1 protein-coding gene and 1 pseudogene are annotated in these 259 nt (G+C 50.2%); both read left to right on the top strand.

The window, feature by feature from the left end; all coding sequences use genetic code 11:
* Positions 1 to 200, top strand: a 200-nt coding sequence (locus EOD29_RS32870) for a flagellar biosynthesis regulator FlaF (RefSeq protein WP_127248860.1), incomplete at its 5' end; no start/stop codon positions are given.
* Positions 197 to 259, top strand: a pseudogene (locus EOD29_RS32865) (flagellar biosynthesis repressor FlbT); the annotation flags it as partial. The gene EOD29_RS32870 and the pseudogene EOD29_RS32865, both read left to right, overlap by 4 nt.

Raw genomic sequence — 259 nt, 5'->3', positions numbered from 1 at the left:
TTTATACCCGCCGGGTCTGGATCAGCTTCATCGAGGATCTCAAACATCCGGACAACCAGCTGGAGATCGGGCTCAGGGCCAACCTCATCTCGATCGCGATCTGGATATTGAAGGAATGCGACAGGATCAGAAAACGTCTGTCTAATAACTACCAGGGCATCATCGACGTTACCACCATCATCAGGGATGGACTTAAATGAAAAGCACACTTCGCATCTCTCTGAAAGCCGGAGAAAGAATCTTCATCAACGGCGCCGTC

Origin of the sequence: Mesorhizobium sp. M1A.T.Ca.IN.004.03.1.1 (assembly GCF_003997555.1) — a bacterium.
Taxonomy (GTDB): Bacteria; Pseudomonadota; Alphaproteobacteria; order Rhizobiales; family Rhizobiaceae; genus Mesorhizobium.
This window is presented reverse-complemented; position numbering and strand designations above follow the sequence as displayed.